The 21,428-nt window shown below is 35.4% G+C and carries 18 protein-coding genes and 1 pseudogene; 8 read left to right on the plus strand and 11 right to left on the minus strand.

Annotation, left to right across the window (positions count from 1 at the left end; all coding sequences use genetic code 11):
* Positions 1 to 607: 607 nt before the first annotated feature.
* The 3 genes from AC3WSO_RS15390 (at position 608) to AC3WSO_RS15400 (ending at position 4,508) form a co-directional block, all read left to right on the plus strand.
* Positions 608 to 1,783, plus strand: coding sequence for a hypothetical protein (locus AC3WSO_RS15390; protein ID WP_492532012.1), 1,176 nt, complete (start codon positions 608 to 610; stop codon positions 1,781 to 1,783).
* A gap of 383 nt (positions 1,784 to 2,166) precedes the next feature.
* Positions 2,167 to 3,873: a methyl-accepting chemotaxis protein gene (locus tag AC3WSO_RS15395; protein WP_492532014.1), complete on the plus strand. Its 1,707-nt coding sequence runs from the start codon at positions 2,167 to 2,169 to the stop codon at positions 3,871 to 3,873.
* A gap of 371 nt (positions 3,874 to 4,244) precedes the next feature.
* Complete coding sequence (locus AC3WSO_RS15400) at positions 4,245 to 4,508, plus strand: hypothetical protein (RefSeq protein WP_492532015.1); 264 nt, start codon at positions 4,245 to 4,247, stop codon at positions 4,506 to 4,508.
* Positions 4,509 to 4,841: 333 nt separating this feature from the next.
* Here AC3WSO_RS15400 and AC3WSO_RS15405 read toward each other — a convergent pair whose 3' ends face one another.
* On the minus strand, positions 4,842 to 5,306 hold the full coding sequence (locus AC3WSO_RS15405) for a VOC family protein (RefSeq protein WP_492532017.1): 465 nt from the start codon (positions 5,304 to 5,306) through the stop codon (positions 4,842 to 4,844).
* Between the two features lie 153 nt (positions 5,307 to 5,459).
* Here AC3WSO_RS15405 and AC3WSO_RS15410 point away from each other — a divergent pair, with 153 nt between their 5' ends.
* Positions 5,460 to 5,912 (plus strand): Lrp/AsnC family transcriptional regulator, encoded by a 453-nt coding sequence (locus AC3WSO_RS15410; RefSeq protein ID WP_492532019.1) that lies wholly within the window; start codon positions 5,460 to 5,462, stop codon positions 5,910 to 5,912.
* 620 nt (positions 5,913 to 6,532) lie between these two features.
* Here AC3WSO_RS15410 and AC3WSO_RS15415 read toward each other — a convergent pair.
* From AC3WSO_RS15415 to pdxR, 4 genes are all read right to left on the minus strand, one after another.
* Entirely contained in the window at positions 6,533 to 7,660 is a 1,128-nt protein-coding gene (locus AC3WSO_RS15415) for a DUF4261 domain-containing protein (RefSeq protein WP_492532020.1), read from the minus strand.
* A gap of 314 nt (positions 7,661 to 7,974) precedes the next feature.
* Positions 7,975 to 8,259 carry a hypothetical protein gene (locus tag AC3WSO_RS15420; RefSeq protein ID WP_492532022.1) on the minus strand — a complete coding sequence of 95 codons (285 nt, stop codon included), beginning with the start codon at positions 8,257 to 8,259 and terminating at the stop codon, positions 7,975 to 7,977.
* Between the two features lie 461 nt (positions 8,260 to 8,720).
* Positions 8,721 to 9,167, minus strand: a complete 447-nt coding sequence (locus AC3WSO_RS15425) for a YfmQ family protein (RefSeq protein WP_492532024.1) — start codon at positions 9,165 to 9,167, stop codon at positions 8,721 to 8,723.
* 342 nt (positions 9,168 to 9,509) lie between these two features.
* The gene (gene pdxR / locus AC3WSO_RS15430; protein WP_492532026.1) at positions 9,510 to 10,940 is read right to left on the minus strand and encodes a MocR-like pyridoxine biosynthesis transcription factor PdxR; all 1,431 of its coding nucleotides are present in this window, start codon (positions 10,938 to 10,940) and stop codon (positions 9,510 to 9,512) included.
* Positions 10,941 to 11,723: 783 nt separating this feature from the next.
* Between pdxR and AC3WSO_RS15435 the strand changes: the two genes are divergently transcribed.
* Positions 11,724 to 12,194 (plus strand): hypothetical protein, encoded by a 471-nt coding sequence (locus AC3WSO_RS15435; RefSeq protein ID WP_492532028.1) that lies wholly within the window; start codon positions 11,724 to 11,726, stop codon positions 12,192 to 12,194.
* Between the two features lie 274 nt (positions 12,195 to 12,468).
* Entirely contained in the window at positions 12,469 to 13,050 is a 582-nt protein-coding gene (locus AC3WSO_RS15440; RefSeq protein ID WP_492532030.1) for a GNAT family N-acetyltransferase, read from the plus strand.
* 305 nt (positions 13,051 to 13,355) lie between these two features.
* Here the strand turns inward: AC3WSO_RS15440 and AC3WSO_RS15445 are convergent, their stop codons facing one another.
* The 3 genes from AC3WSO_RS15445 to AC3WSO_RS15455 all read right to left on the minus strand — a co-directional run bounded on the left by AC3WSO_RS15445 (position 13,356) and on the right by AC3WSO_RS15455 (position 16,239).
* A complete protein-coding gene (locus AC3WSO_RS15445) occupies positions 13,356 to 14,147 on the minus strand; it encodes a putative hydro-lyase (RefSeq protein ID WP_492534378.1) in 792 nt (263 codons plus the stop codon).
* A 69-nt stretch (positions 14,148 to 14,216) separates the two neighbouring features.
* Positions 14,217 to 15,434, minus strand: a complete 1,218-nt coding sequence (locus AC3WSO_RS15450; RefSeq protein WP_492534380.1) for an NRAMP family divalent metal transporter — start codon at positions 15,432 to 15,434, stop codon at positions 14,217 to 14,219.
* 40 nt (positions 15,435 to 15,474) lie between these two features.
* On the minus strand, positions 15,475 to 16,239 hold the full coding sequence (locus AC3WSO_RS15455) for a LamB/YcsF family protein (protein WP_492532032.1): 765 nt from the start codon (positions 16,237 to 16,239) through the stop codon (positions 15,475 to 15,477).
* Between the two features lie 276 nt (positions 16,240 to 16,515).
* On the opposite strand from AC3WSO_RS15455, the gene pxpB reads away from it, so the two are divergent.
* Entirely contained in the window at positions 16,516 to 17,256 is a 741-nt protein-coding gene (gene pxpB, locus AC3WSO_RS15460) for a 5-oxoprolinase subunit PxpB (RefSeq protein WP_492532034.1), read from the plus strand.
* On the plus strand, positions 17,247 to 18,236 hold the full coding sequence (locus AC3WSO_RS15465) for a 5-oxoprolinase subunit C family protein (protein ID WP_492532036.1): 990 nt from the start codon (positions 17,247 to 17,249) through the stop codon (positions 18,234 to 18,236). Before pxpB ends, AC3WSO_RS15465 begins: the two co-directional genes overlap by 10 nt.
* 86 nt (positions 18,237 to 18,322) lie before the next feature.
* On the opposite strand, the gene AC3WSO_RS15470 is transcribed toward AC3WSO_RS15465, so the two are convergent.
* From AC3WSO_RS15470 to AC3WSO_RS15480, 3 genes and pseudogenes are all read right to left on the minus strand, one after another.
* Positions 18,323 to 19,081, minus strand: a complete 759-nt coding sequence (locus tag AC3WSO_RS15470; protein ID WP_492532038.1) for an IclR family transcriptional regulator — start codon at positions 19,079 to 19,081, stop codon at positions 18,323 to 18,325.
* A 304-nt stretch (positions 19,082 to 19,385) separates the two neighbouring features.
* Positions 19,386 to 20,648, minus strand: a complete 1,263-nt coding sequence (locus tag AC3WSO_RS15475) for an MFS transporter (RefSeq protein ID WP_492532040.1) — start codon at positions 20,646 to 20,648, stop codon at positions 19,386 to 19,388.
* 365 nt (positions 20,649 to 21,013) lie between these two features.
* Positions 21,014 to 21,237, minus strand: a pseudogene (locus AC3WSO_RS15480) (TnsA endonuclease N-terminal domain-containing protein); the annotation flags it as partial.
* Positions 21,238 to 21,428 lie beyond the last annotated feature (191 nt).

Below are 21,428 nucleotides of genomic sequence, written 5' to 3' on the forward strand. Positions count from 1 at the left end.
ATATCAGATGATGATTTAGCACTTTCCTATTCAAACAGCCTTTCTATGCCCTACAAATAAAAATACAGTAAATTTCGTTCCTCCTATTTTGGAATTTTTCCGAGTTAACTCGATTGCAATAAGCTGTACCTCTCCTAGTTTCAAATGCACATCACGTTATTACGAAGTGCATTAGGTACTACTGTTTTATGATGCGACTGTTCTCTCTACAATCACTAATCAGTTTGAGCAGATAGTTAAGTTTTTTTCTTTAGGTACAAGTATATAAAGTCTTTGTTATTAACAGTAAAAATACCATGCTGATCCAAGTCCTTAATTCTGTTTCCTTCCCCCTTCTTCTCGAGCAATGTGATGGATACTTTCTTGGTACATTTATATAACGTAATACGATTCTTTTTTTCATCTGATGTAAATTCGCTCATGAAAACACCTCGTAAAAGTTAGATTTTATGTCTAACTTTTACGGGGCAGTTCATCACGGAGTGGTCATTTAGTTCTCTTTTTTAATTAAAAAACTAACTTATTCTTAAAACAACGAACTTTTTTAGATGGTAAATCGTCTAATTATTGGTAACGCCTGATTTTTTAAATAAAAGGAGAAATACATATGAAAAAACCGATCAAAAAAACTTGGATGATTGCTTCATCACTTACAATAGGAATGGCTGTTCTGACACCACTTCAAGCAGGGGCTGCGTCAGTAGAAACAAAAGATAATAGTAGCATTACTGTTCAACTTGAACAAAAAATTACAGGAACTATTAAAGACATTTACGATGATGGAATGAATATCAAAGGAAAAGATGGTAAAAATTACTTTATCAGTTTCCACAAATTTTCTGATGATCAAATAGAAAAAATGAAATTAGTAGAAGGACAGGAAATCTCTGTAGAAGGTAACACTGTAGAGAGTTATTCAGACTTCTTCACATTTGAAGTATTTAAAAAATACTTCCCTAAGGAGATGACAAAAGAAGATTTAACAAGATTAGAAAAATTGTTCAATGAAATGAAGCAGCTGCAAAAAGGATTTTCAAAAGAGATAAAATTAACAGATGAAGAAATAGAAAAGAAACATGAGGAACTAGAAAAAATTTACGAAGAAATACATAAAATCACAAAGCCGTATACATTAGCTAATTGGCAACCTCAATCATTTGAAGAATATATGAAAGATTACGGATTTAATGAGAAAAATATTATTATTAAAGAAAACGATAACGCACAACTTAAAGCTATTTATGAAGAATGGATAAAGCTTAAAAAAAGTGGAGATGAGGAAAAAGCTAACAAAAAATATGAAGAGTTTGATAAAATCCTTGAACCATATTTAGATGCGCTAAATGCACCAGAAACATTTGAAGAATTTATGGATAGCTATAAGGAAGTCACGGAATTTTTAGATATCCCAGCTGAAACTTTAGCCAAACTAAAAACTCTTCATGGGGATTTACAAAAAGCATTAAAAGATGAAAATGATGAGTTATATGATAAGTTACACGAAGAATTCTATGGACTCCTTAATCAGTTTGAAAAGCCTCAAACATATGAAGAATACATGGCTGACTTTGAATTCAAAGTTAGTGAAGCAGATAGCAAGAAATTAAAACAACTTTATGAAGAATACCAAGCACTTGATAAAAAAGGAGAACAAGAAAAAAGCGAAGAAACATGGGAAGCTTTTTACAATATTTTAGAACCATATTTTGAAGCAAATAAAGAAATTCTTATTTCAGCTTCTAAAGTAACGATAAACGGCCAAGACCACCTTCCACAACATTAAACAGTATAAATTCGGGGTTATCCTAAAAGTCATTAAACAATGATTTAGGGATTTAACCCCTTTCTTATTTCCTTATAGATTAGTACAACACACTTAATGTGAGATTTGGCCTCTACAGATGATGATTTAGTCACTTTCCTATTCAACTATGCGCCCTACAAATACGGTGAATTTCGTTCCCCTTATTTTGGATTTTTTCCGAGTGAACTCGATTGCAATAAGCTGTAACACTTCATCTTTCATAAATATCCCATAATTCTCTCTTCTCTTATTTAAATCTTTAATGTGCTATAGTATTACAAGATCTAAATTACTCATTATATCCAATGTTATTACTATATCCCACTTTTTTTGAAGTTAATTGAGATGATGGAGGAAATATTTTGAAAAACTTATCGATTAAAAAGAAACTTCTAACACTTATTACGTCCGCTGTTATATTTTTGCTGATTATTTCTGGTGGTAGTTTTTATTACATTAACGATATGGCAAAAAAATCTAGTGAAATGTACGACGAATCACTTTTGCCAATTCAACATATCGGTCAAGCTCGAACTGATATTCGTGCGATGGATTCTTTCGTTTTAGAACTCATGATTACTACGGATGCAAATGATAATGCTGAACTAAAGACAATGATCTCAGAGAGAGCTGAAAGTGTTAAAGACTCAATCGAGAAATTTGAAGCTATTTACAATGGAAATGAAGATGAACAAAAACTGTTAAAATCTCTTAAATCCAATGTTGATGGTTATTTTAGCACTATGGAAGATGTTATTGACTTGGCTAGTCAGAACCGAAACGCAGAAGCCTATTCTATTTACACCACAATTTTAGATGATTTTGCTGAGAATATGGCAAGTGATGCACGCAATCTTATGACTCAAAGTTCTGAAGATGCCAATAAACTGAATGAAGAAAATAAACAAAGTCTATTCACTACTATGCTTATTTCTTCCATTCTCTCTGTTGTGGCCATTATTTTCTTTATTACATTGGCAACTTGGATTGCACGTTTAATTGTGAATCCAGTTAAAGAGTTACAGGCAAATATGTTAAAGGCAGGCAACGGTGATTTGACTGCCCAAGGTACATATTCATCCAAAGATGAAATCGGTCAATTAACACAATCATTTAACACGATGATTAATAATATTCGTAATACAGTAACAAAAGTGACTGAAACTGCTAATCATGTAGCCTCAGCATCTGAAGAGTTAAATGTTAATGCAGCAGAAACTACAAAAGCAACAGAGTTGGTTGCAAATACGATGGAAACTATCGCTCATGGATCAGTAGAGCAACTAAATAGTGTTTCCAACACAGTCAATACAGTTAATGAGCTTTCGACAGGTGTTCAACAAGTGGCTGGAAATGCTCAAGCTGTAAGCGAACTTTCAGGGGATTCTTTATCCCTAGTGATAAATGGTATGAATGCCGCGAATCAAATGAATCAACAAATGATAGACATCACAGAACAAGTAAAAGGCTTATCCAATGTTGTCGACTTGTTAGGAAAACGTTCTAATGAAATCGGTCAAATTATTGATTCGATTACAGCAATTGCTGAACAAACAAATCTCCTTGCCCTGAACGCCGCAATTGAAGCCGCACGTGCTGGAGAGCATGGGAAGGGCTTTGCCGTCGTTGCAGATGAGGTTAGAAAATTAGCAGAACAGTCTGCTGTTTCTTCAAACCAAATTGAAGTGTTGATTTCAGAGACACAGAAAGATACTCAAACGGCTGTTGAATCAATGAAGTTAGTAACAGCGGGAGTTAATGAAGGAATTAAAACAACAGAAAATACACGTACTACTTTCGCTTCAATTCAAGGTGCCATTCAAAGTGTTACGATGCAGGTAGAAGAAGTATCTGCAGCAGTCGAACAAATGGCAGCAGGCACCGAAGAAATTGTTGGTAGTGTGAATACGATCCACTCCATAACTAAATCTAACGCAGCAGGCACAGAGAGTATTTCTGCTACGACTGAAGAACAAACGGCATCAATGGAGGAAATTTCATCATCTGCTTATGCACTTGCAAACTTGGCAGAAGAGTTAAGGGATTTGGCAGCTCAATTCCGTGTATAATCTCATAAACGGAGACAGCATCACTCTTAACATTTAAATGTAACTCTGTATATAAAAAGAAGCGGCAAGATTATTTTTTTGATCTAAGCCGCTTCTTCTATTAGGGTAAGTAACTTATTTAAAATGGATAGATGGCAGATTGTAACATTAACCGACTTATCTATGACCTAAAGAATAAAATTTCAGAAAAATAAACCATAAAACTTCCATGCTTAGAGTAGTAAGGATTTATAGCAATAAAAAGTTGGAAATTATATATGTATAGGTAAATTTAAAGAAACTTTCTCAAAAGATATCTCGACTTTAGGAAGTGTTTTGCTTTATATTTCAACTTTAGGAAATTTAATGATTTAATCCATACAAAAAATCACATGAATATCTTAGGACTTGGTGGATTATTCCCTCTTACAATGGCACTTCCATTAAACGCAGTTTCTTCGTCAAGGGAAGCAAGTTCTTGGACTTCAATGATGCAAGGATTTGGTTATATGCTTGGTGGAGTCATTCCCATTATCGCAGGATTAACAAGAGATTATATTGCAAATGAAAAGCAAGTATTTGTATTAATGATTGTTCTTTGTATGTTCATGTTTATTGCGTTACTTGGATGGAGAGATAAGAACGTTAATCGATAATATTGAAACATTGTATTAATAATAACTAAAGATTCATACATGAAGTAAATTAGATAAAAACCATTCACTTAAACCGAGATTTATTTAATTTGAATGGTTTTTATTCGCCCTTAATATATTAGTTTTATCACCTTTTCCAATACCCTCTTCTTTCACTAACAGGTACATTTCTTTACAAACTTCATTTTTCTTACTAAACAATATGGCCCGATTGTTGAACTAACCTGCCTCGTTCGTTCAATAAAGGAAAAAAGAGCTGGCTATGCAACTCAATGATCTTTAAGCAGCAATCTAGGATAGGAAAAAGTCTTAGAATGCCACTACCTTTTTGAACTACTGCACTGAACTATGGGACTCTATGTCAAAATCCACATCCTCAATAAATTCGATAACCTCTCCATTAGGACTATGGACTAGAGCGTTTCTGATAATAAGAGGAGGCTCTCCGAGAGTTAGATTGTCTGCTTCCACATAAGGTTTTGCCCCATGGGCTAGTGCCGTTTGAAACGCTTTGTCGACATCTACCACATAAAACGCTAGGTGAAGCATAGCGCCGTAAGCAACTTCCTCTTCCGACCGCGCTTTCTTCCCTTGTACTGGAATGACAGCATCGTCATCAAAAACCTCGAGACATGTTCGGCCGTCGGGAGAGATCAACATCGAAGCTTCCTTGATTTGAAACGAAGGAAGGCTCCAGTGATGTCCACGCTTAAATCCCAATGCTTCAATGTAAAACCGGATTGTTGCCGGATAATCTTTTGCCTGAATTGCAATATGAGCAAGACCTTTGATATTCAAATATCATTTCCCCTTTCTGATGAATTTAGTATAGAATAGTGTTGTAAGTAAATACATACAATAAAAAAGGAGATTATCGCATTACGCTTTCCAAAAATAACGAAAATCGATTGATTTTATTCATTTTAGAAAATGCATTAGGAGGAATTATATATGGAACATTGGATGGATGAAACTGATTACCACATCATGCGTCTTCTTCAGCAGAATGCACGTATTTCCATTTCACAAATAAGTAAAGATGTGTCCATGTCCCACCCCTCAGTAAGGGAACGAATAAAAAGGCTTGAGGAGAAAGATATCATCTCGGGTTATACGGCAACCTTTCGCCATCAGGCGCTAGACCTAGGGACCACGGCATTCTTTCTTATTAAAACAGAGCAATGTCAAGCACTGGTGGATTTTTGCGAACGAAATCCCGTTGTAACTGATATGTTTCGAATTAGTGGTGAATACAATTACATGATCAAGATTCAGACTGCTTCCATAGAGGATATTAGTCAATTTCAAGATTCTATTATAAAGTTCGGACCGTCCAAGTCCCTTATCAGCTTGAAAAACCTGATTGAGAATCGGATTCTACTACAGGCACCATCCTCAAAATAACAAAAGAATCCTACTTACGCTAAACTGCTCCGTTAGCCATCCATGTAGCGCAAAAATCAGCGCTACACCACAGAAAATGAAAGATTATTACGTTCTCCTTTACAGGATCACTTTCGTCTGAGTGTCCCTATTAATAGTTCTAATCTTTATATTGTTGTTCATATAGCATGTGACGATGCTGTGGCTTTTTTTGAAAGTGTATGTATCCTTAATTTGCACACATTATTATTGAGTGTATTATGCACGCACTTTATATAGGCTGTGGCGGTGGTTGCTTGTCACAGCTTTTTTTATTTTAATTTCAAAATTCATTCTAGACAATAATGATGATTTAGCAATCAAGTACTATACACTAGGAATAGATGAAAATAAAACCATATTAGAAAACTTAGTTGATTTAAAAAGTGAAGGTATCTCGATCCAAAATAAGGTAAAGATAAAGAAAATCACTATTATTTTAATATGGTTAACCTTGCTATACAATATAAAAATATTTTATTAAATGAATCATACGCGAACAAGATTGCTTAAGTAGGCACAACATCCGAAACGACCAATAGTTTGTTAGGCTATAAAAATGTAAAAAAAGACACCTTGTACGGTGTCTTTTGGTCATGAAACTAGTATTTGATTTTGAGAGTATCCCCATCGACATAAACTGCCTCGGAACGGGAAATCGGCAACTTTTGCTCTACTGAGAAGCCGATCGTTTCTCCATCCCTTAAAGTGACATTCTCTTCTACAATATATCCGGAAATCATAATCAAAAAATCACGCAGTTCGGCAGGGGTTGCTTGACTGTCCAGAATTTCAATTTCATCCTTGCCAAAGGCTTTTAGCCCATAAGTATATCCATCAACCCCTTTTTCCGTTCCGACCAGGCCGAAATAAACAAGATTCATTAAAGGGAAGATGTCGTCATTCTTCATGACTTCAGCCATATCCTGAAAAAGTTCCGGCTGGAATACGGTGCCAGATGTATAAATCCCTATTGCGTTAGGAAGCTTTAAACAACTGGCAGCCAGCTTTGTGTATAGCCTGCCACTGTCCAGCGGAGAGCCGGAACGGGTAAATGCAGCCAAGATGATTTGAGCTACGTGCGTTTGAGTAACCTCCACGGCTTCCTTCCACATGTAATTTCCCTGTGCATAATACTCAGCCTCACCATCTGGTACGGGAGCATCGACAAAACTAACCGCTAACATACAGTCGTCCACTTCAAAGACCAAGGTTCCTTCCTCTGTTTCTTCGGCGTTTTCCTCATCCTCTACTGACGAACAGTTGATGTTCCAATCATTCAAAAGGTTAGCCTTTATCTGATCAATATCACATTCTGCAGAGTTAAGCAGAACGAACCCGTTAAAAATACCAGAACCATTATCTTGCGTTTCGGTCTCGTCCTCCATGGATTGGGCAGCTTCATATGCTGCAGCCTGCTGCATCCAGTATTCTCGGATTAATTCTACCATCTTTACAGCTTCTTGCTCTGCAGTCGCAGGGTCATAAGGTTGCATCTCACTGAACACATGGCCGCAATGCTCAGTGTCAGACGGATCCTCATAGCCTCCGCATACGCCAAGGAGCCATTTTCCGAGAATAGTTTTTTTATACTTGAATATATAGTAGTGCATATCATATAAATCAAATTCTGCTGCAATTTCTATTTTCTTGGGTTCTTGCCCAAGTTCGTGTTCATCTGCTAGCCATTCGATCATGGATTGCATAGCTGCTTGTTGTTGAGCTGTCATCAATTTCTCTCCTTTATAAATGTCTGATTCTACAATTATACTACCAGCTTTTAGGAAGATGAATGATGAATCGAGGATTATCCCAAAAATCAGTAGTTTACTTCTATTTCCGCTTCTATTCCCCCTGGGGCTTTAGGCCAACAAATGTCTTTCATGCGAAAGCGTAGTGCCTACGTAGCGGCAGCAACAACAACAGTACGATGTTAAGCTCCTTTTCGGCGAATGTTTAGAAACCCGCTGAAAAGGAGCTTAAATCCACATTCATCTATAGCCCTTGTCATAGAAGTAAATCCCTAGTTAGTTTAATAGAAATATTATTCATTATTTTCAATTGGTTCCGTCTTAGTGAAAATACCTGCAATGATTGTGATTATTCCACCTAACGATATAAGAAAATGAAAAACAATTAAAGAAGCGGTTCCTTCTAAACCATGAATCATCTTCGTTTCGTGTAACAAAGGTAAAGTAAGAGGATACGTCAAAACAGATAACAACAAAACGATTCCCGTTATTATTCTATTTTTCTTTTTCCTTGTAGTTAGGCTTAAGGAATACGTAACAATTGCAAGTGCTACAATGATAAAAATGATTAATGTCATTTTAGAAAGCCTCCGTTTACTTTAATACGTTCCAAACTAACTTTTATTCCAATTATAAATAAATTTACCATTTGATATCAAACTCCATCTGTATGACTTCGATTGCTGGACCTTAAACTCTTGCCTAGGCCTGCATGAAGGACGACACAATTTCGGTCATTTCGGTATGCTACACGTCGTAGCTTTTGAACTGATACAGGTCAGTTTGCCGTTATCGAATGGGTGCGAAGGTTTTAGACTACATCCTCTTAGAACTTATTTACGAACATTTGCTAAAAGAAGTTAAAGGAAGTCGTTCATCCAGTATTAAGTCCTGGGATAAGTGGTAATATTATCTTGACTTTTGGACATCAAAAAATCCTCCATTCAATTGAATTGGAAGATAATTTCGGTAATATATTAATGTAATCTTCAGGGTAATAAAAAGGGATTCTAGGTCAGTGACCGAATCCCCAATTTTTTTAATGGTTTGCATTTGTAGTTAAAACGGTGAAATTTTGTAGATGTTCAGAACTAATACTATATGAAACAACCTTCTCCTTGTACTTCTTGACTACATCAACGTGATTGTCGTAACTAAAAACAAAGAAATCAAACTCTTTTTTACCTCTTTTTACGTTCATGACAAATGGAGTAACATTAGTCTCTGGCTGTAAAAATAATTTTTCATTACCTGGAAATATATAGTGTTTTTTCAAAAAGGAAGCTTTATTAAAATAGTCTGTAAATCTATTTTTTTCTTCCTCTTCTAAATTCTTTCCATTAAATGTTACCGTAACATCTTTTGAATCAAGTTTTTTATGAAGTTCAAATTTACCTACCCCCCATCCCACAGCTATACTGGGAGGGCTCATTATCAATTTAAGAATAGATCCAATCACTAGCGTAATAATCATACCTGTTGTCATATCATATCAACTCTTTCAATAATTTAAGCATTTTAGTAGCAATTACTATATTATTATCTTCATTGTACATTGTTTCATAAAGAATAATTAGTAATTAAACTATATCGATGTTTTAACATCTACCTCTCTATGATAAGGGATTTATATTTTTTATAACCATCCAATTTGATGCTTTTTTGACCATCCATTTACCCTAGGGATAAAAATATCTGGTGTGTTGATTGGCCATTTTTATACACTCGAAGAGGCTGATTTCCGCTCAAAAAACCTATTTTTACCAAATAAATACACCTGTAAATATTTTAGCCATCCTATCTAACACATTTTTAGTCATCCAATTGTCTATATACAGTTAAGGGCTTCTGCAAACCTTTTGATTCCTTCATCGATTGAGTCTTCATCTTCCTTTGCAAAAGTAAATCGAACAAAACCGTCTTTGGATCCCAGTGTAGAACCAGGAACATAAATGACGCCTCTTTTAATGGATTCTTCAAGCAATTGGGTTTCATTATAATTTTTAAGTATTTTACACCATATATGAATACCACCTTGAGGAATAGAATATTCCACCTGATCCTTTAAATAAGTATCAAGGCTTTTTATAATTTTATCTCTTCTTTTTTCTAATTCCTTAATTAAACTTTTTATATGAATATGAAAATTTTCTGATTCTAAAAAATCATTCGCTACCCATTGTGTATAGCTAGAATGACCGAAGTCGATTTGTTGTTTCGCATCGGATAATCTTTCAATGACCGATGTTGGGCCAATTATCCACCCTATTCTTAATCCTGAAGCAACAATTTTGGACAAAGAACTAATATATAATACGTTGCCATTCCTATCCATTGATTTTAGGGTAGAGATTTTATCTCCTGAATAAGCTGTTAAACTATAAGGATCATCTTCTACTACTGGAATTCCAAGCTTTGAGGATATGTCTAAAACCGCTTCTTTTTTCTTTTTATTCAATAAAGAGCCCGTTGGATTTTGAAAATATGGATTTAAAAAAACCATTTTAATTCGGTGCTTTTTATATAATGACTCCAAATCTTCTGGGTTTATTCCATCCTTATCGACAGGTAGATAATGTATTTGTATACCTACCGATCTGAAAATTGGAAGATTATAATTGTAGGAAGGATCTTCTATTGCTATTGAATCTCCAGGCTTTAACAAACATTGTACAATTAAATGTAATGCTTGTTGCGCTCCTGATGTTATAAGTATGGAAGAAGGATTGGTTTCGATTCCCCGACTTTTTTTTACGTGTTTTGCAATGGTAGTTCTAAGGATTTCATTTCCCTGTGGATGATCGTATCCTAAGCTTCCAATAAAAGAACGTGTTGACGTTATCTCGCTTAAAAATCTTTTTGGGAAAAGTTCTTCTGACAATTCACCGGAAGCTAAATTTATTAATTTATGTTCAACAGCTTCTTTTCTTATTTTTTGCGAGACAGGTTGACTCGGTAGAAAAGAACCCGCCTCAATATACCTATTCCAGCTAGGAATCCGTTTTTTTGTTATACCCCATATATCTTTACTAATGGTAGTACCGCTTCCTCTAGTCCTTTCAATTAGCCCAATCGATTCTAATTCGTCATATGCATGAACGACAGTACTTCTGTTTAAATTTAGATTACTCGCTAAATATCTCTCTGAAGGCAATGGTTTATCAGGTGGAAATGTACCATCTGCTATTCCCTTTTCAATATATTCCGCGAGTTGTTTATAGATAGCTTTTTTCGCTTTTCTATCAGGTTTCCAATCCATATATACACACCTCATTATGTCCTTTAAAACTTTCGCTTTCTTCTTTTAGCAATGTTATTCCTAATAAAAAATTATATATTAATATTATTTCAATTGTAATTAACCATCCACTTTATTGTTATTTTAGCCATCCACTTAAAAAACCAATCCTCATTTTCAATTTTATAACCTATGTTACAATGAGCGTGAAATCAATTATGACTTGGCATAATGTAGAGCAAATACACTAGAACTTAGAACCGTTCATAGAGCGATCTATTCAACCTAGTATCCATCTATCTTAATCTTGAATAGTCTAAGGGCTCTTCTGTGGGGCTAAAAAAAGAAAAGCACATCAATTAGTGATGTGCCAATCTGATCAAACTTGCATAAAGGTGTGCCAACTGAAAGAAAGGAGATATTACCACTTTAATCACTGTAGAGGAACAAAAAATGGTGGAAAAAATGTCCGTTAAAGAAGGATTTGTACCACAAGAGAATAGAACGGGTTTCTTTTTTTGCAAGTCTTTTTGTTTTGCTTCCTCAATCACTCTTGTAGCTCCATACATAGATCAGTAGCTTCACGTACAACTTGTGTAAATGAATACTCTGCCCCACTTTCATAACTACAGTCAATCAAGTTTAATATTTACTATTCTTTCTTCTAACTCACGTTCTGCTATATTATGTACACTTTTTCCACACACTACTAACTTCTCCACTATTGTGCTACAATCTAAACACTGAAAGGGTTTTAGATTTTCTGTTAGTTGAAAAAGGTAAAAAATTAGTTAGAAGCACTTAATGGAACTATTAACTTTATTATTATTTGGACAAAAAATTCCTCCACATAGACATTTGCATAAACTATCAAATAAGTTTATCAATATGTTCCTTAAGGAACGAGAAAAAGAAGCGTTTAACGAATCTGATTATTATGAAATAATTATTGAAGAACGTTATTTTGGAGATGCACCACGAGAATTTATATATTGTCCTGTTATTCCTGTACACAAAGATTTTTTATATCAAGTTCTGTCTATCTATGGCAGTCTGAATTCCGAAATGGTACTTTGCACAATGCAACATGAACATCCTGTTGCATTTATAGATAATATTGAATATGAGGGATACTGTTATTATGCAAAAGATTCAAATGAAAAGATTCTTTTCTTTGATACAGACAAAGAACCTTTAACTAAATTTTTTATAAGGATGCCACAAGAAACAAATGCAGCAAAAACCATGAAAAGATGGTTACTTTCAAATATATAATTGGAGCGTAGTTATTGAAGCAATAGCATTATATCAATCTAGGACTTGTGAGTAAAATTAATTGCAAGTCCTTATGTTATGCTTTCACAATTTCATAAGAGCGCAACTGTCGCCTACACACATGATTTTGTAGCTTCCTTTAGAGAACCTATGTGTTTTGATTCAACCTTTCCACTTCTCTACCAACTCAAACTACAATATGATATAATTTCTTTATAGGTGTAATATTCTATCAATTTCGAACATTCATATTTAAGTGGAGGCATGTTATAAATTGATAATCAGAGACTTTAAAAAAGAAGATGAACAAGGTTGGTTACGCTGTAGAGTTCTTGCTTTTCTAAATACTGCTTATTATGACAATGTACTAAATAAAAAAGAAGTCTACGAACATCCTTCTATTGAGTTAATAGCTGAAATAGATGGAATAATTGTAGGCTTAATTGATGTTGAATACGAAGTAGAAGAAGGCACAGTTTGTTCAAGAGGAAATGGTTTAGGCGGCATGATTTGGCATATAGCTGTACATCCTGATTATGCACGAAAAGGTATAGGTGAAAATTTATTAAAATATGCTGAAAAACGAGCAACTGAATTAAATCTAAATCGCTTTGAAGCATGGACTCGTGACGATGAATGGGTACAAGATTGGTATAAAAAAATGGGGTTTAATCAAGTCGAATCATATTATCATCTTTATTTTGAAGGAAATGAAATGAATAATAGAATAGCAACGAATGTTTCAAATTTATTTCCTATTTCAACATTCGCTCACTATGTCAGCAATGATATTGAAGAATTCAATACTATTACCCGCAAACATCAGTGTATTTGCTATGAAAAGTATTTCAAATAATTTGATGTAAAGGAAATATTTTAACATTTAATATATCAATTTAATAAATTCATCATCGCCCAATGAGACTTATATATGTTGGCAATTTCTTCAGCAGCGACATCCATTAAACTTGTCACGACACATATTTCTTCACCCTCAAGATCCATTAATTGAACATCTTTGCGGCGGCCTTTTTATCAAGAAAAATCAAAGCTGATGGAATTTTACTCGTCGTAAAATTTCACCAGCTTTTTTAGATTTCAGAAATTGGTTTTGTCCCATCCTTTTGACGCTTACTATAAATAGATGTCCTCGAACATACCTTAAAGTATGCTCAAGCTTGTTTCCTTTATATCAGTAATTAGCATATGACCCGGTGCATGGGTAATTATAATAGAAGGTTTACTTTCCATTGCTACTGCCTGAGAGGTTACGCCACAAGCCCAAAATACTGGTATTTCCCCTGGCTTAATGGACACAGCATCACCGAAATCTGGTTTTGAAATATCCGTAATACCAATTTGTTCTGGACTACCAATATGAATTGGTGCACCGTGTACATTTGGAAAGCGCGAAGTAATTTGGATTGCACGAATTGCATCCTCTGGAGTCATAGGGCGCATACTGACAACAGCTGGTCCTTCAAACACACCTGCTTTTTCACAGGCGATATTTGTTTTATACATTGGCACATTACAGTTTTCTTGAATATGTCTTATTGGAATACCCGCTTCAAGAAGCGGTGTTTCAAATGTAAAGCTACACCCTATTAAAAAACCTACCATATCCTCTTCCCAATAATCTGTAATATCTAATACTTCTTCAGTTAAAATACCATCCCGATAAATACGATATTTCGGAATGTCCTTGCGAATATCTGCATTTTTTGCAATTTTTGAAGGTATAAATGATCCAGGTTCTGTCACGTCTAATAATGGGCATGGCTTTGGGTTTCGCTGACAAAATAGTAGAAAGTCAAAGGCATGCTCCTTCTTCAAAATCACTAAATTTGCTTGTGTAAACCCAATCGACATGCCAGAAGTTGGTCCAGAAATTTCTTGATTGCGAATAAGTTTACGGATTTCATTCGGCTCTAAAGCACTATATGTTGTCATCATCCATTCACTCCTTATAAAATAACCATCCATGAAAAGATACTCATGAATGGATGGTTGGTTGTTAGATTAACTAAAAATTTTTGGAATTTCTTCAATTAATGTAATAATGCTGAGATATCCCATAAGTACAACTACAATTGCTCCAGTTACAGTTAACCAACGTGGATGCTTATATGTACCAACAATTTCTTTTTTGTGTGCAGCAACTAGTATAATGCCAAGTGATAATGGTAAAACTAGTGCATTTAATGCACCTACCAAAATTAACACATTAACAGGCTTTCCAACCAAGGCAAAAGTTGTTGTTGAAATGACGATAAATGCTATAATCACCCAATTATGATATTTCTCAATGTTAGGGTGGAATGAACGAATAAATGAAACGGATGTATAAGCTGCACCTACAACAGAAGTAATCGCTGCAGCCCACATAATCATACCAAACATGCGATATCCAATATTACCAGCAGCTAGTTGGAAAACAGATGCAGGTGGATTGGTAGGATCAATAACTAAACCTTTTGAAACAACACCAAGAACCGCTAAAAATAAAGCAACACGCATTACGCCAGTAATCAATATCCCTGTCACAGAGCTTTTTGTTACTTCTGGCAAGGATTCTTGTCCTTTGATGCCTGCGTCCAAAAGGCGGTGACCACCAGCAAAAGTAATATAACCGCCAACTGATCCACCAACCAAAGTTACAATCGCAAACCAGCTAATTTCTTTAGGCCAAACAGTGTTCACAATCGCTTCTCCTATAGGTGGTGACGTTTTAAAAGCAACGAATAGCATAAGTAGAATCATGACACCGCCAGCAATTTGTGCAACCTTGTCCATTACCTTCCCTGCTTCTTTATAGATAAATATAAAAATAGCAAAAAGTGCACTTATAATGGCACCCATAGCAGGATCTACGCCAAGCATTGCGTTTAACCCTAATCCAGCTCCAGCAACGTTCCCAATATTGAATGCTAAACCACCTATAACAATCATAATTGCAAGGATAACACCTAATCCAGGTAACACCTTATTGGCAATTTCTTGCCCTCGTAAGCCGGATACAGCAATGATTCGCCAAACATTTACTTGTGCGACAATATCTAGAATTAATGAAATTAAAATTACAAATCCAAAGCTTGCCGCTAATTGCTGTGTAAATACTGTCGTTTGTGTTAAAAAACCGGGTCCGATAGATGAGGTAGCCATTAAAAAGGCAGCTCCTATTAAGACACTTTTACTTGCTGTTTTCTTAACAAATTTATCTTTTTTCTCTTGCTCGATTCCCGCTTCACTAACTTCCGATTTTTTTGCTACCATGGGCTTACCCCTCCTTGATTGCACGTACTGAAATTTGATGTTCTACTAATCTTGAATGAATATATTCTGCAAATTCTACAGCATGTTCCCCGTCCCCATGAATACAAATAGTATTTGCCTGTAATGGGACATCGATTTGCTGTTGTGACAGCACAATTCCCTCTTTCACCATTCTCACAACCTGAATCACAGCTTGTTCCTTATCGGTAATCAATGCATCAGGTTGTTTACGAGATGTTAAAGAACCATCATTCTGATAAGTACGATCTGCAAACACTTCATGGGCTGTTTGAAGCCCTACTTTTTCTCCTGCTTTTGTTAATTCACTACCTGAAAGACCGAATAATACAAGTGAAGGTGAAATATCATAAATGGCTTTTGCGATTGCCTCAGCAATTGCTTGGTTTTTAGCAGCCATATTATAAAGTGCTCCATGTGGCTTAACATGCTGCATAGTTTCATTGTAAATCGTTAGAAAACCTTGCAATGCTCCAACTTGATAAATAACCATATCATAGGCTTCCTGTGGTGTGATGTTCATCTCACGTCGTCCAAAGCCATTTAAATCCGGTAATCCTGGGTGAGCCCCGATTTTCACACCATTAGCAATGGCTAGCTTAACTGTCTCTCGCATGACTGTTGGATCTCCAGCATGGAATCCACAAGCAATATTAGCAGAGGTTACATATTTTAAGATTTCTTCTTGCTCTCCAAGCCGATAACGACCAAAACTTTCCCCTAAATCACAGTTTAAATCAACTCGAAACATCTTCTTCCCCCATTTTCTTCCCACTAAAATAGTTACACTGAATACGTTTACAAACATTTTGTACCGATATTCGGAACTTGAGTTTTGAAATTTAAAAAAATATTATCATATTTTATTATTACTGAAAAGTATAAATTTAAAATTTTGAGAAAGAATTTTTTTTTTGAAATTTTCATTTAAATTAAACTTGTTTTCGTTTATTGTTTAAATATAATATTAATAATCCGTTATTTAAAACTTACATACCGAATTACGAAACTTCAGGAGATGGTTTTTATGATGAATTTAAAAGAAAATGTACAGATAAGACCTTTGAGTGATTCTGCACTAGTCATTCATGTAGGTGAAGGAATCAGTGAGGCAATTCACAACAAAGTTAAAAATATATTGAACTTATTAGAGAGAAATCCATTTGAAGGATTCATCGAGGTTGTGCCTGCCTATAATAATGTGACGGTTTATTACAATCCGATTGAAGTATACTTTTCAAATATAGGAAAAAAAGGCGAAATGCCTTACGAAAAGGTGAAAGCAACAATTCTTTCTTTAATGAATCAATCTCACATAGTTGAAACAACGAAGGAACGTGTCGTAAAAATCCCTGTAGTATATGGTGGTGAAATGGGACCAGATTTAGAATTTGTAGCCTCTTATCATGGTTTAACACCTAATGAAGTTATTAACATTCACTCTTCTGTAGAATATCTTGTTTATATGATAGGCTTTGCTCCAGGTTTTCCGTTTATGGGAGGAATGCACAAACAAATAGCAACACCTCGTAAAGAAACTCCACGGTTATCGATTACTCCGGGGTCTGTTGGAATTGCTGGAAATCAAACAGGTATTTACCCATTAGAAACCCCAGGGGGATGGCAAATCATCGGACGAACACCTTCTCGTTTGTTTCTACCTGAACAATCTCCTCCAACCTTATTACAACCTGGTGATCGAATTCAGTTTGTACCAATTTCGTTGGAAGAATATAAGAGCGACTGGGGGATGAAAACATGGGCATAAAAGTATTACAGCCAGGTATGCTGGCAACCATTCAAGACCTAGGAAGATATGGGCTACAAAAGTTTGGTGTTATCGTCGGAGGAGCAATGGATTCAAATTCCTTACGGATTGCGAATTTACTTGTTGGAAATTCGGAAGGAGAAGGCGCTCTTGAGGTGACACTTTATGGAACATCCCTTTTATTTGAAACGGATGAACTGATCGCAATTACAGGTGGCAATTTACAACCTACAATAGACGGAAAAGAAGCACCGATGTGGCGACCACTTTTAATTCAAAAAGGATCTGTTTTAAAATTTAATACTGCGATTAGTGGTTGCCGAGCCTACGTATCGTTTAGTGGCGGAATTCAAGTGCCTGAAATGATGAGCAGTAAAAGTACCTACATACGTGCTGGAATTGGAGGATTCCAAGGAAGAAAATTGCTGAAAAATGATGTCTTTGAATTAGATAGACGATCCGAGTTAGGAGAGGATCTTTTTGAACAATTAAAAAAAGAACCAAATTACCTTCCTTGGTCAGCTGATTACACATCCTTTGTTACATTTAAAAAAACGCAAACAATCCGCTTTATAAGAGGCTCTGAATATGAGCATTTCGATGAGGCGAGTTTAAAAAAATTCCTTTCAACACCTTACACCATTACAACACACGCAGATCGAATGGGCTATCGATTAGAAGGAGAAGCTATTCAATTAAAAGAGCCATTTGAATTATTATCCGAAGGAGTTACATTTGGAACGATTCAAGTGCCTTCCAATGGGCAACCTATTATTTTAATGGCTGATCGTCAAACAACTGGTGGATATCCTAAAATAGCTCAAGTGATTTCTGCCGATTTATCATCATTAGCACAAATGCAAGCTAATGGTAAAGTCTATTTTAAAGAGGTCACTCTAAAAGAGGCTCAATTGGCATTAATACAACAAGAAAGAAAACGAAATGAATTAGCATTTGGGCTCCGTTTAAAAAGGTTATAGCATATTTAGATAATAACAGCTTCTAAAAATTAGCAACTTCAACGTAAAATGGGTAATCTCAAATGACTTCTGAGACTACCCATTTTTTAAAGCTGTTCATACCCTAATTGTTTAGAAATTTGTGCGGTAGCCTTCTTCAGTTTATCGACGAAGATTTTAACGTTTTCCCCTTGATAATTAGTTTCTAGCCCCGCAATACTCATTGCTGCAACGACCTCTCCTTTATGATCGTAAATCGGCGCTGCAACAGCAGATGTATAATTTTCTAATTCTGAATGGCTGATTGTATAACCAAGTTCCCTAGCCTGCACAATCGTTTCAAAAAGCCTTTCCTTTTCCGTAATCGTCCCCATTGCAAATGATTTAAGTTCTACCGCTTCGAGATATTCCTTTATGTCTGCATCCGGTAAAAAGGATAATACAGCACGAGGGCATGCTCCTGCATAAAGAGGACTTTTTCTACCAATAGCTGTGTAGAGTCGAACTTTTTGCTTCGTATCTATTTTCTCTATATAAACAGCATCGTCACCATCACGAACGATTAAATTAATCGCTTCTTTTACATCATTATGTAACTCATTCATAATTGGTTCTGCAATTTTTCGCACATCTAGGCGCATTGATACTAGATGTCCAAATTTAAGGAAGAGAATACCTAACCTATATTTTGCATCAGTTCCCTTCTCTAAAAATTCCATTTCCTCAAAAGATTTCAACATGCGGAAAGCAGAGGTTTTAGGGATTCCTGATAACTCAATTACTTCTTGAAATGTGAGTTCAGTATGATCGATAAATAAATTTAATATATCCATAGAACGGATAACCGTTTTATTATTATTTGTCAATGTAAGTTTTCTCCCCCTTCTATACTAGATTTAATCTAATCATAATTTTTTCTTTTCTTAATTTTTAATTATACCTAATACCTTACTATTTTTATATACCTTGGCTCATCGCCAAAACGTGTGATTGATTTCCGTTCCGACTGGGGGCTTTCCTGGGGGCGCCCAGCCGGAACGAAGATCAACTTATATACAAGGTATACGTTTAAAAAATGTCATCCACAACATGAGCCTATGCCCTATAAATCAGGTTGATAAAGGAATAAAAAAACAGGAGCAGAGAACGGTTGCTTTGCTTCCATGCTCTTCACCCCTGTTTGTTATTCTTATTTACGTTTTCCTTAAATAAAGTCACTCCAATTAAACCAATGATGGAGAAGATAACTGGCGTGATGAAACCATAGTAATATCCATCCAATAGATTGCCTGAAGTTGATTGAAAATGATCCAATATATATCCAAAAATGATGGGTAGCAATACAGCACTTAGAAAGCCGCCCGTATTCGCAATCCCTGAAACAATTCCTGATTCTTCAAGTTTAAAAGATTGACGTACAGCTGCGAAGGTTAATGCACTTGCTCCATATCCAAAACCAATGATAGAGAAAATAATAAGTAGAAAGAAAAAGGAAGGATGCCCATTGCATAAAAGGAAAGATAACCATCCTAATAAAACAATGATATGAACGACAATATACGGTTTTTTAATTGTCTCTAACCGACTTGAAATCCAACTAGCTAGAGGTGCTCCAATAAGTGCCCCGATAAGACCGATCATAATTAGTTGGCTTGCATCTGAACGAGTCATTTCATACATATTCATCCCATATGGTACTGCCCAAGAACTGATAAACCCTACATAACCGCCGACTACCCCAAAATGGCAACAGAATAGAGCCCATGCTTGCGGATTTGAAAATATTCTTCGTAGTAAAACGGATGTTTTTTCACGTTGCACTTCTGCTGTATCTACTTCTAGCTCATCCCCAAAAACTTGTTTTGTTTTTTTCACAAGTACAAAATAAAGGATGAGGCCACACAAACATAATAGTAGTCCTACTGAGAAAAATGTTACCCTCCAACCAAATAAAAGTATCCACGTGGAGTATGGTACTGTCGCCAATAAGAAACCAAGACTTCCTGTCATGCCCGCCAGGCCAATTAATCGAACAAATTCCTTTGGTTGAAACCATTGGGCCAAAATTAGTACCATGTTAACCCATATGGTCGCATCCCCTACCCCAGTTAGTATTCTGGCAAAAAACAGGATGAATTCATGTGTACCCATACTGTAAATAATTGTCCCTGAACCTGTAAGAGTAGCACCAATAATTAGAAAAAAATTCGGCCCAAATCGATCAGCTAAAATCCCCATCGGAATTTGCAAACTCGTGTAGACAAAAAATTGTATACTCGTCAATAACCCAATCGTTGATGCTGTTACATTAAAATCTCGCATCAATTGGTCTGTAATCAGTCCTGGGGCGGTTCGTTGACTCGCCATTAACAAATAAGAAAATAATACAGAAACAAATACAACCCATCTATATCTGCTATTTTGTTTGTCCAATGGCTTCTACCCCTATTAGCTTTTACTATATATATATGAATTATAGGTAACGTTAAAAACCTGTTTTCCATAGTAGTTTTATGATTTGAATTTGGTTGAAATGCTTGCTCGATGTTCAATATAAAGGTTAAATTCTTTTTGAATTTATACACGTCTCCCAACACTTCTGTATAAAATAGCTAGCTATCCTAAAAAGTTCAGATAGCTAGCAATTCGTCGTACGTAGCGAAATGATGTACATTTTTATATTTGCTATCTACAATTATTCACTTTAATTTTCCGTTTCATTGTGTAGAATTTGTGTAGAAACTTTTCGTTTTCTAACGTATTCTTAGAAAAAGGAAGTACCTCAAATCCTTGATTTGTCGGCGTTCCCAGCAAACCCGTACTATTTCAAATTTTTCAATAACTTGCTCCTTTAAAAGCTCGTCCTTCATCTTGATTGTACTTGCGATTTCTGCTAGCTAATCCTTCACCTTAATCTACTGTTAATAAAAAATCCATTGTCATCACAACTGGCTCATGGGTCTGTAGGATGTTTAAGACCTAATTCATCTTCAATGACAATTGTTTCTTCCAACGGCAATAACACCCCGCTTTAAACACGACTCAACTTACCTATAGCCGTCACTATAAGTAAAATCATGTAAAATGCGTGGTGTTCCCGTCTAATACTATTTAATTGCTAAATTATTGATATTAACAATATGAAAGATGTATGCAACGAAAATTTGATTTTTAAACATCTTTACTATCACTAAAGAAATTTAAAACATTTGT

This window comes from Lysinibacillus sp. EB106-09-02-XG168 (assembly GCF_058791475.1).

What these genes read in the sequence shown, in the direction of transcription:
- AC3WSO_RS15390 (WP_492532012.1), top strand. Translation starts at nt 608, where the DNA reads ATGAAAAAACCGATCAAAAAAACTTGGATGATTGCTTCATCACTTACA.
- AC3WSO_RS15400 (WP_492532015.1), top strand. Translation starts at nt 4,245, where the DNA reads ATGAATATCTTAGGACTTGGTGGATTATTCCCTCTTACAATGGCACTT.
- AC3WSO_RS15410 (WP_492532019.1), top strand. Translation starts at nt 5,460, where the DNA reads ATGGAACATTGGATGGATGAAACTGATTACCACATCATGCGTCTTCTT.
- AC3WSO_RS15415 (WP_492532020.1), bottom strand. Translation starts at nt 7,660, where the DNA reads ATGACAGCTCAACAACAAGCAGCTATGCAATCCATGATCGAATGGCTA.
- AC3WSO_RS15420 (WP_492532022.1), bottom strand. Translation starts at nt 8,259, where the DNA reads ATGACATTAATCATTTTTATCATTGTAGCACTTGCAATTGTTACGTAT.
- AC3WSO_RS15425 (WP_492532024.1), bottom strand. Translation starts at nt 9,167, where the DNA reads ATGACAACAGGTATGATTATTACGCTAGTGATTGGATCTATTCTTAAA.
- pdxR (WP_492532026.1), bottom strand. Translation starts at nt 10,940, where the DNA reads ATGGATTGGAAACCTGATAGAAAAGCGAAAAAAGCTATCTATAAACAA.
- AC3WSO_RS15435 (WP_492532028.1), top strand. Translation starts at nt 11,724, where the DNA reads ATGGAACTATTAACTTTATTATTATTTGGACAAAAAATTCCTCCACAT.
- AC3WSO_RS15445 (WP_492534378.1), bottom strand. Translation starts at nt 14,147, where the DNA reads ATGACAACATATAGTGCTTTAGAGCCGAATGAAATCCGTAAACTTATT.
- AC3WSO_RS15455 (WP_492532032.1), bottom strand. Translation starts at nt 16,239, where the DNA reads ATGTTTCGAGTTGATTTAAACTGTGATTTAGGGGAAAGTTTTGGTCGT.
- pxpB (WP_492532034.1), top strand. Translation starts at nt 16,516, where the DNA reads ATGATGAATTTAAAAGAAAATGTACAGATAAGACCTTTGAGTGATTCT.
- AC3WSO_RS15465 (WP_492532036.1), top strand. Translation starts at nt 17,247, where the DNA reads ATGGGCATAAAAGTATTACAGCCAGGTATGCTGGCAACCATTCAAGAC.